Raw genomic sequence first — 9,994 nt, forward strand, 5'->3', positions numbered from 1 at the left:
CCTCCGACGCCACGCTCGACCTGCCCGCGATGCTCCAGCGCCTAGCCCGCCGCACCCCGAAGACCAAGACCCTGCGGGTCCGCCCGGCCGACACCCTCGTCCTGCGCCGCGGCCCGCTGTCCCTCCTCGTCACCCGGCGCGCCGCACTGGCCGCGCTCGCCCTCGCCGGAGCCCTCCTGCTCGCCGTCGTCCTCTCCGCCTACGCGGGCCAGAGCGACATGGGCGTCGGCCGCACCTTCCGCGCGGTGTTCGGCCAGGGGGACCGCTTCGACGTCCTGCTCGTGCAGAAGTTCCGCCTGGGCCGCATCGTCGCCGGCCTCACCGCCGGCGCGGCACTCGGCCTGGCCGGCTGCCTCACCCAGACTCTGGCCCGCAACCGCCTGGCCACCCCCGAACTCCTCGGCGTCAACGACGGGGCCACCGCCGCCGTCCTGCTCTCCGTCACCCTCAGCGCCACCGGAACGTTCGGCGCGTGGTGGGCCGGGCCGATCGGCGCACTGGTCGCCGTCATCGTCGTCACCACGGTCTCCGGCGGCCTCGGCCAGCGCGGCTACCGCGTCCTCGTCGTCGGCCTCGCCATGTCGGCCCTGGCTTCCGCCATCACCCAAGTCGTCCTCTCCCGAAGGTCCTTGAGCTCCGCCGGCTCGCTGTACGTCTGGACCTCGGGCAGCCTCAACGGGCGCAGCTACTCCGTCGCCGTCCCCGTCCTCATCGGCCTCGCGGTCCTCGTCCCGATCAGCCTCGCCGTCGCCCGCCACCTGGGCGTCCTGCGCTTCGACGACGCGACCGCCTCCTCGCTCGGCTCCGCCCCCGGCCGGGTCCGCGCCCTCGCTCTGCTCCTGGCCGTCGCCCTCGCGGGCCTCGCGGTCGGCATCTGCGGCCCCGTCGGATTCGTCGCGCTCGCCTCCCCGGTCATCGCCTCCCGGCTCGCCGGACCACTGCGCGTGCCGCTCGTCGGCTCGATGCTCACCGGAGCCGTCCTGGTCGTCGCCGCCGACACCCTCGGCCGCATCGTCCTCGACGGCGTCGAGCTCCCGGTCGGCATCGTCACCACCGTCCTCGGCGGCCCCTTCCTGCTCTGGGTACTGCTCGGCCGCTCGGCCGCCACCCGCGTGTAGCAGACCGCCACCCACGTACAGGAAGAACGGGACACCCATGACCTACCCGCCGCGCAAGAACCCGCCGCCCCCTCCCGTATCCACGGAACCGGCCGAACCCGAGGCGACAACGGTGCGAAGCCCTCTGCTGCGTACGCTCCTCACGGACGTCCGCGCCGACAAGCCCCACGCGGAGGAGGCGTTCTGGGGGTACGCGGCTACCACCGGCACCCCCCTCGTCGAACCCGACCCCGAGGGCGACCCGGACCACCGGCTCGTCACCTTCGTCCGCCGCGAGGACCCCGCACGCCCCGCCACCCACGTCCTCGCCCTCGTCCACACGGTCACCGACAAGGACCGGCACGCGGGCGACCTGGCCCCCCACCTGATGGAACGCATCGAGGGCACCGGGGTCTGGGCGATCGGCTACCGGCTGCGCGCCGACCACCGCGCCTCGTACCAGTTCCACGCCACGGACGGCACCCGCGAGGACGCCCTGCGCGCCGACCGGGCCGGCTGGCTCCAGGTCCTCGACCAGGCCGAACCCGACCCGCTCAACAACCGCGCCCCGTTGCCCTCCCGCGACGGCCGCAACCCCGCCTCCGTCCTCGAACTCCCCGACGCCCCCGTGCAGTCACGCACTGGGCGGCGCGACGACGTGGCCCGGGGGCGCACGCTCGACGCCGAGACCGACGGTCGCCGGATCACCGTCCACCTGCCGCCGGGCCACCGCCCGGACGGCGGCCCCTACGCGCTCGCCGTGCTGCTGGACGGCGAGATGTGGGGCCCGGTCCTCGGCGTAGGCGACATCCTCGACAACCTGCACGTCGACGGAGACCTGCCGCCCACGGTCGCGGTCCTGGTCGACACCATGGGCCGGCGCATGGACGACCTCGCGTGCAGCGCCCCGTTCGTCGACTGGCTCGCCGACACCCTGCTGCCCTGGACCGAGCGGGAGTACGGTGCCGGGGCGGACGCCGCACGCACCGTCGTCGCCGGGCAGAGCGCGGGCGGCCTCACCGCGGCGTTCGCCGCCTTCCAGCGCCCCGACCGCTTCGGCCTCGCCCTCTCCCAGTCCGGCTCCTTCTGGTGGCCCGACGACGAACGCGGCACCGAATGGCTCACCGGGCAGTACGCGTGGGCGGAGCACAGGCCGGTCACCCTCCACCTGGAGGTCGGCCTCCAGGAATGGATGCTGCTCGGGGAGAACCGCAGGTTCCGCAATGTGCTGCGCGCCCGTGGCTACGACGTCCGCTACCGCGAGTTCAACGGCGGCCACGACTACGCCTGCTGGCGCGGCGGCCTGGCGGACGGACTGGCGGAACTGCTCGGCGAAAGCTGAGCCCACGCCGTGACCGAGCGTCCCGACCATGAGTGAGGGGCGGGTGGCATCCCCCTCCGGATGCCGCCCGCCCCTCACTCATGTGCCCGCTCAGCCCTTGACGACCGGGGCCTCCTCGGCCGCGAGGCCCTCACCGGGCGCCTCGGGGCCGTCCTCGTCGTCGAACGACGGCGGCTGCGGGGCCTCGCGCGGCAGCCGGAGCGCGATCAGCGCGCCCACCGCGACGAGCCCCGCCGTCACCCAGACCGCCGTACGGTACGGGCCCGGGTCGACGGCCTCCGTCACGTGTCCGCCGCCGATCACCGCCGCACAGGCGGCGATGCCCAGCGCGCCGCCCAGCGTGCGGACGATCTGGAACAGGCCCATCGCCTGCCCCATGTCGGGCGGCGCGATCGACTCGAAGCCGGAGATCTGCACGGTCAGCACCGCCGTCCCCAGCACCAGACCGATCAGGAACATCAGCCCGCGCACACTCCACGCGTTCTCCGCAACCCCGGGCACCGCGAGCGCCCCGAAGACCGCCGCCGCGACCAGCAGCGCCGGCACGGTCAGCAGCCGGGGACCGAGCCTGGGCAGTAGCCGGTCCACCACCTGCGAGGCCAACATCAGCCCCACCGCCTCCGGGAACACGCTCAGCCCGGCGTCCAGCGCCGAAGCACCCAGGCTCGCCTGGTAGAGCAGCGGGAAGACGAACAGCACGCCCATCAGCCCGGCCGCGGTCACCCCGGCCAGCGCCGAGGCCGACCCGTACACCCGATCGGCGAACAGCCGCAGCTTCAGCAACGGCGTCTTCGCCCGCACCTGGTGCAGGACCGCCGCCACCAGCAGGACGGAGCCGAGGACCGCGCTCACGGCGACGGCGGGCTTCGTCCAGCCCTGCGAGGGGCCGAAGCCGAGCGCGTACGTCAGCAGCCCCAGCGCCGGAGTGGCCAGCCAGAAGCCGACCGTGTCGAACTTCCCCTCCGGGCCCTCGACATGCTCGCGCAGACCGAACACGCCCAGCAGCACCGCCGCCGCGCCGATCGGCACGTTCACGAAGAACAGCCAGTGCCAGGAGAGGTGTTCGGTGAGCAGGCCGCCCAGCGGCGGACCCAGCGCGGGCATCAGCGCCGTCGGCACGATCAGCACCTTGGCCAGCTTCATCCGCTCGTGCGGTGGGAACGCCCGGAACAGCAGCGTCATCCCGACCGGGGTCAACAACCCGCCCGCCAGGCCCTGTACGGCGCGGGCCACCACCAGCGTGTTCAGGCCCGGGGCCAGACCGCAGACCGCCGAGGCGATCGTGAACGCCGTCAGCGCGCCGAGGAACACCCGCTTCGTCCCGAACCGGTCGCCCAGCCACCCCGCCACCGGCAGCCCCACCGCGAGCGCGACCAGGAAGGCCGTCTCCACGGTGTTGGCAGCGGACAGGGGGCGGCCGAAGTCGCCCGCGATCGTGAAGAGCGCCGGGTTCACGATCGTCGAGTCCAGGCCGTTCATGCACATCGCGGCCGTGTAGACGAGGACAACCGCGACCCGGGGGCGTATCCGGGGCCGGATCAGCAGCCCGCTCACCGCGCGGTGGCGTCGACGGGGGCGGGCGTGGGGCCGGCCCAGTGCGCGGTGATCCAGTCCAGCGCGTCCTGCCGGGCGCACGGACCGTGCGCCGTCGACCAGCCCTCGGGCACCGCCGCGAACAGCGGCCACAGCGAGTGCTGACCCTCCGCGTTGGTCAGCACGAGGAACTCCCCGTCCGCGTCGAAGGGGTTGGCGGATGCGTCGCTCATCGGTGTCACTTCTCCAGCTCGGTCAGTCGGTCGGCGACCACGCGCGCGATGTGCGCGATCGGCTCGGGCAGGGTCATGTCCTTGTGCGAGCAGGCGACGTTCGTGTTGTCGACGCGCCCGCTCACGTACGGGGTCCAGGTCTCGGGCGTCAGGGTGTCGTCGATGGTGTCCACGGTGGCCCGGAAGAACAGCACATCGCCCCGGAACACCCGGTGGTCGTAGGCCCGTACGAGGTCGTTGGTGTTGAGGTACACCTCGCCGAGCGCCTCTATCTTCGCGGCGGACAGCGCGGCCAGCGGGGAGCCCTCGCGGCGCAGCACCTCCACCACGTTCGCGGTGTTCAGTTCCTTGTCGCCGAGGCTCTCGGGGCCGTAACCACCCATGGTGAGCAGCGATTCGAGGGCCTCTGCCTGATCGGGCACCGGCAGGTCGCGGAAGCCCTCGGCGGGGTACGCGTCCAGGATCGCCAGCAACTCGACCTCCTGGCACACCTCTTGCAGCACTGCGGCGATCGCGTGCGCGATGATGCCGCCGGTCGACCAGCCCAGCAGCCGGTAGGGGCCATCCGGCTGGACCTCCCGGATCCGGGAGGCGTAGTGCGCGGCCAGCTCCTCCAGCGTGGTCGGCAGCGGCTCGTCCGCCGTCGCCTCGCCGACGCCCTGGGCCTGGAGCCCGTAGATCGGCACATCGGCCGGCAGGTGGCGGATCAGACCGGCGTAGCACCAGCTCAGGCCGCCCGCCGGGTGCACGCAGTGGACCGGGGCGCGGTCGCCCGGGCGCGCGGGCCGCAGCGGCAGCAGCACATCCAGCGGATCCTCCTCGCGCGATACGTCCAGTGCCGTGTCCAGCGCGGCGGGTGTCGGGGCCTGGAACACCGTGCCGATCGACACCTCGATGCCGAACGCCGACCTGATCCGCCCGGCCAGGCGCACCGCCAGCAGCGAATGCCCGCCCAGGTCGAAGAAGTTGTCCTCCACCCCGGCGGACGGCAGACCCAGCACCTCCGCGAAGATCGAGCAGAGCTGCTCCTCGCGGACCGTGCGCGGGGCGCGGCCGCCGGCGGTCACCGGAACGCCCGGCGCGGGCAGCGCCTTGCGGTCCAGCTTGCCGTTGCCGGTCAGCGGCAGTCGGTCCAGCACCACCACCGCCGAGGGCACCATGTGCACCGGCAGCGTGGCAGCGGCGTGCTCGCGCAGAGCGGCCGGGATCGGGTCCGTACCGGGCGCGGGGACGACGTAACCGACCAGCCGCTTGTCGCCTGGCCAGTCCTCGCGGACCACGACCGCCACATCCGCGACCTCCGAATGTGCGGCCAACACCGCCTCGATCTCTCCCAGTTCGATGCGGAAGCCGCGGATCTTGACCTGTTGGTCGCCCCGGCCGAAGTACTCCAGGGTGCCGTCCACGCGCCGCCGGGCCAGGTCCCCCGAGCGGTACATCCGCCGTCCGCTCCCCCCGAAGAGATGCGCGAACGGATCGGCGACGAAGCGCCCCGCCGTCAGGTCCGGGCGGCCCAGATAGCCGAGCGCCACGCCCTCGCCCGCGACGTACATCTCGCCGGTCACCCCGGGCGGCACCGGCTGGAGCCGGTCGTCGAGGACGTAGACGCGCAGGTCGGGGATGTTGACGCCGATGGTGCTGGAGATCGCGGAGGCGGCGGTCGCCCGGTCCAGTGCCAGATACGAGACATGGACGGTCGTCTCGGTGATGCCGTACATGTTGACCAGCGTCGGCGCGTTCTCCTGGTGGCGGGTGTACCAGTCGGCCAGCCGCCCGAGCTCCAGCGCCTCGCCGCCGAACACCACGTACCGCAGGGCCAGTTCGTGACCGGGAGCCTCCCGGTCGGCGGCGGCCAGCTGGTAGAAGGCGGACGGCGTCTGGTTGAGGACGGTCACCCGCTCCTCCGCCAGCAGCCGGAGGAAGGCGTGCGGGTCACGGCTGGTCACATGCGGCACGACGACAACCCGGCCGCCGTACAGCAGCGCGCCCCACAGTTCCCACACCGAGAAGTCGAACGCGTAGGAGTGGAACAGCGTCCACACGTCGTCCGGCCCGAAGGAGAACCAGTGCTCGGTCGCGGTCAGCAGCCGCGTCACATTGTGCTGGGTGACCACGACGCCCTTCGGACGTCCGGTGGAACCCGAGGTGTAGATGACGTACGCCGGGTCCTGCGGGGTCAGCGGCCGGGTGCGGTCCGCCTGGGTGATCGGCCCGTCCGGGAACCCGGCCGCCTCGTCCACCGTGATCAGCGGCAGGTCGTGCGCGGGCAGCGTCCCCGCCGTCGCCGAGTCCGTGATCAGTGCCGCGGGCCGGGCGTCGTCCAGCATGTACGCGAGCCGGTCCGCCGGGTAGTCCGGGTCCATCGGCAGATACGCGGCCCCCGCCAGCGACACCGCGAGCAGCCCGGCCACCAGGTCGAGGGAGCGCGGCAGCGCGAGCGCCACGACGGAGCCGGGGCCGATGTCGCGGTCCGCCAGCAGCCGGGCCAACGACTGGGCGCGGGAGGACAGTTCGGCGTACGTCAGCGACGCGCCCTCACGGTTGACCGCGACTCGCTCCGGGTGGCGGCGTGCCGCGACCCCGTACACCTCGGCGAGGGTGAGCGGCGCGGGCCGATCGCCGGAAGGCACGCCGTTGGCCTCGACCAAGGCGCGGTGCACCTCGTCCTCACCGAGCACGGGGAGCAGACCGACCGGGGTCTCCGGCCGCTCGGCGGCAGCCGCCAGCAGGCGGGACAGCCGGTCCGCCAGGGCCTGGGCGGTCGACCGGTCGAAGAGGTCGGTACGGAACTCCAGGAAGCCGCCGATCCCGCCGCCGGGCAGCTCGCCCGCGTTCAGGGTTAGATCGAACTTCGCGGTCCCGGACGGCACGGCGGTGAGTCGCGCGGTGGCGTCCGGGCCGAGGGCGACGGGCCCGTCCGCGATCGACTGCCAGGCCAGCATCGTCTGGAACAGCGGGTGCCGGGACAGCGAGCGCGGCGGGTTCAGCGCCTCGACCAGGTGGTCGAAGGGCAGCGCGTCGTGCTCGTACGCGGCCAGGGTGGTCGCCCGCACCCGGTCCAGTAGGTCACCGAAGGCGGGGTCGCCGGAGGTGTCGGTGCGCAGGACCACGGTGTTGGTGAAGAAGCCGACGAGCCTTGCCGTGGCATCGTCGTCGCGGCCCGCCACGGGTGTGCCGAGCGGGATGTCGGTGCCGCAACCGTGCCGGGTCAGCAGGGCGGCGAGCCCCGCCTGCACGGTCATGAACACCGTCGCCCCGTGCGCCCGCGCGAGCCGGCGCAGCGCCTCGTGCGCCGTGGCGTCCAGGGCGAAGGGCACGGTGTCGCCCGCCGAGGTGGCCACCGGCGGCCGGGGCCGGTCGGTGGGCAGCTCCAGCTGGTCCGGCAGCCCGACGAGCGCCTCGCGCCAGTGGGCGAGCTGGGCCTCGGCGAGCGCGGTCGGCTCGGCCGGGGAGCCCAGGAGCAGCTGGAGCCGGGCCGCGTGGTCCACGTACTGGCCGTTCAGCGGCGGGAACTCCGGTACGCGGCCCTCGGCGCGGGCGGTGTAGGCGGTGGCCAGATCCTGGGCCAGGGGAGTGGTGGAAGCCCCGTCGCCCGCGATGTGGTGCAGCAGCAGGAGAACCGTGTGGTGGTCGGGCGACTCGCTGAACAGGACGGTGCGCAGTGGGGGTTCGGTGGCGAGGTCGAAGCAGTACCGCACCGCCCCGGTGAGATCGGTGCCCGGCTCGGCCAGGTGCAGCACGGGGCGGGCAGATTCCTGGCCCGGAGGGAGAATCAGCTGGTGGGGGGTGCTGTCCCCATCGGATCCGGGGGCGTTGTCAGTGGGCGGATATACCGTTCTCAGTGTCTCGTGACGATCCACCAGATCGTGCAGGGCGAGCTGGAGCACGTCCCCGTCGAGGGGGCCGTTGACGCTGAGGACGAGCGGGACGGCCGCTACGGCCGCGCCGCTGCGGGTGCGGACCAGTGCGGCGAGGGCGCCGGGCGTGGTGTGGCGGAAGACGTCCGCGATGCTCATCGGCACGCCGAAGTCCTCCCGGATACGGGCGGCCAGCCGTGCGGCGAGCAGCGAGTGCCCGCCGAGGTCGAGGAAGCCCGCGTCGGCGGCCGGGGGTTCGGCGATACCGAGCACATCGGCGAAGAGCCCGCGCACGATCTCGGTGTGCGGGTTGCTCCCGCCGACGGTCTCCGCCCCGATGGCGGGGGAGAGCGATGCGGGATCGGGCAGGGCGCGGTGGTCGAGCTTGTCATTGGCGGTACGGGGCAGCGCGTCCAGCAGCGTCACGGTCGCGGGGACCATGTGCTCGGGCAGCGCGGCGGCCAGATGGTCACGGAGCTCGCCCGGCGCGGGCGCTGTCGCGGCGTCCTTCGACGGCACGGCGTAGGCCAGCAGCCGCTTGCCGTGGCCGGTGTCCCGGGCGATGACGGCGGCCGCCGCGACCTGCGGGTGGGCGGCGAGCCGGGCCTGGATCTCGCCGAGCTCGATCCGGAAGCCCCGGATCTTCACCTGGTCGTCGCTGCGGCCCAGGAAATCCAGCGTGTGGTCCTCGCGGCGGCGCACCAGGTCCCCCGTGCGGTACATGCGGCCCCCGGCGTCGCCGTGCAGCGCACCGAACGGGTCCGCGACGAACCGCTCCGCCGTCAGGTCGGGACGGCCCAGATAGCCGAGGGCCAGGCAGGCCCCCGCGACGTACAGCTCACCCGTCACACCGGCGGGCGCCGGACGCAGGGAGGAGTCCAGGACGTAGACGCGTGAGCCGCGCACGGGGCGGCCGGCGGGCCGGGCGGCCGTGTCCCCCGGCACCCAGTAGTAGGCGTCGACCGTCGTCTCGGTCGGCCCGTAGAGGTTGACCGGGTGCACGGCTGCGGCCCCGGTCAGCCGCTCCCACAGGCCCGGGGGGACGGTCTCCCCGCCGACCACGAGATGGGCCGGGTGGTGGCGGCCCTCGTCCAGCAGGCCTTCGGCGAGCAGTGCTTCGGCGTAGGAGGGGGTGACATCGAGATAGTCGACCAGGTGCGTGTCCACGTACGCGGTGAGGGCCGCCGGATCTCGGTAGGCGGCGTCGTCCAGCAGATGCAGTTCGTGCCCGTGGACCATCCACAGCAGCGGATCCCAGGACGCGTCGAAGGCGAACGAGGCGCTGTGCGCGACCCGGAGGCGGTCCCGGCCGGTCCGGGCCACGGCCGGGGCGATGTGGTCCGTGCCGTGTCCGGCGCAGAGGTTGGCGAGCGAGGCGTGGCTGACGAGGACGCCCTTGGGGCGTCCCGTGGAACCGGAGGTGTGGATGAGATAGGCGGGGTCCGCGAGCGCGGGCCCGGCGGGAAGCGGCCCGTCCGGGCAGGCGGCGAGGGCGTCGGCCGTGGCGGCGGAGTCGAGCGCGACGACCGGCAGCCCGTGGTCGGGCAGCGCGGCGAGCGTCTCCGCCGTGCCGATCACGCACAGCGGGCGCGCGTCTTCGAGGACGGCCAGCGTCCGGGCGGCGGGGTGGCCGAGGTCGAGCGGCTGGCAGACCCGGCCCGCCTTGAGCACGGCCAGCAGCGCCACGACCATGTCGGCGGTCCGGGGAAGCGCCAGCGCCACGGTGCTGGTGCCGGTGCTGTCGTCGTGGGGGGCGAGCCCGGCCAGCAGGTGGGCCAGGCGGTCGGAGGCGGCGTCCAGTTCGGCGAAGGTGAGCCGGGCCCCGGGTGCGACGGCGGGTTCGGTCGCCCCCGCCCCCCGCTGCCATCGCCGGCCCGCTTCGGAGTAAGCCCCAGTATACCCCCCCCCGAAACAGACCCCCCACCACGAGCG

The 9,994-nt window shown here is 73.7% G+C and carries 5 protein-coding genes; 2 read left to right on the top strand and 3 right to left on the bottom strand.

The annotated features are described in order from the left end of the window. Both JS521_RS14960 and fes read left to right on the top strand, forming a co-directional pair. Window positions 1-1,118: FecCD family ABC transporter permease (locus JS521_RS14960; RefSeq protein ID WP_205083475.1), on the top strand; the 1,118-nt coding region annotated here is incomplete at its 5' end. Window positions 1,119-1,155: 37 nt separating this feature from the next. Further along, complete coding sequence (gene fes / locus JS521_RS14965) at window positions 1,156-2,439, top strand: enterochelin esterase (RefSeq protein ID WP_205083476.1); 1,284 nt, start codon at window positions 1,156-1,158, stop codon at window positions 2,437-2,439. Between the two features lie 90 nt (window positions 2,440-2,529). On the opposite strand, the gene JS521_RS14970 is transcribed toward fes, so the two are convergent. From JS521_RS14970 to JS521_RS14980, 3 genes are all read right to left on the bottom strand, one after another. Next, window positions 2,530-3,993 (bottom strand): DHA2 family efflux MFS transporter permease subunit, encoded by a 1,464-nt coding sequence (locus JS521_RS14970; RefSeq protein WP_205083477.1) that lies wholly within the window; start codon window positions 3,991-3,993, stop codon window positions 2,530-2,532. Further along, window positions 3,990-4,205, bottom strand: coding sequence for an MbtH family protein (locus JS521_RS14975; protein ID WP_205083478.1), 216 nt, complete (start codon window positions 4,203-4,205; stop codon window positions 3,990-3,992). Before JS521_RS14975 ends, JS521_RS14970 begins: the two co-directional genes overlap by 4 nt. A 5-nt stretch (window positions 4,206-4,210) precedes the next feature. Continuing rightward, window positions 4,211-9,994 (bottom strand): non-ribosomal peptide synthetase (locus JS521_RS14980; protein WP_239487303.1); only part of this gene is annotated, 5,784 nt, incomplete at its 5' end.

It is taken from the genome of Streptomyces durocortorensis, from assembly GCF_016901035.1.
GTDB lineage: Bacteria > Actinomycetota > Actinomycetes > Streptomycetales > Streptomycetaceae > Streptomyces > Streptomyces durocortorensis.

Excerpts from the sequence above, each read along its gene's own strand:
- fes (WP_205083476.1), top strand. The coding sequence starts at position 1,156 with ATGACCTACCCGCCGCGCAAGAACCCGCCGCCCCCTCCCGTATCCACG.
- JS521_RS14975 (WP_205083478.1), bottom strand. The coding sequence starts at position 4,205 with ATGAGCGACGCATCCGCCAACCCCTTCGACGCGGACGGGGAGTTCCTC.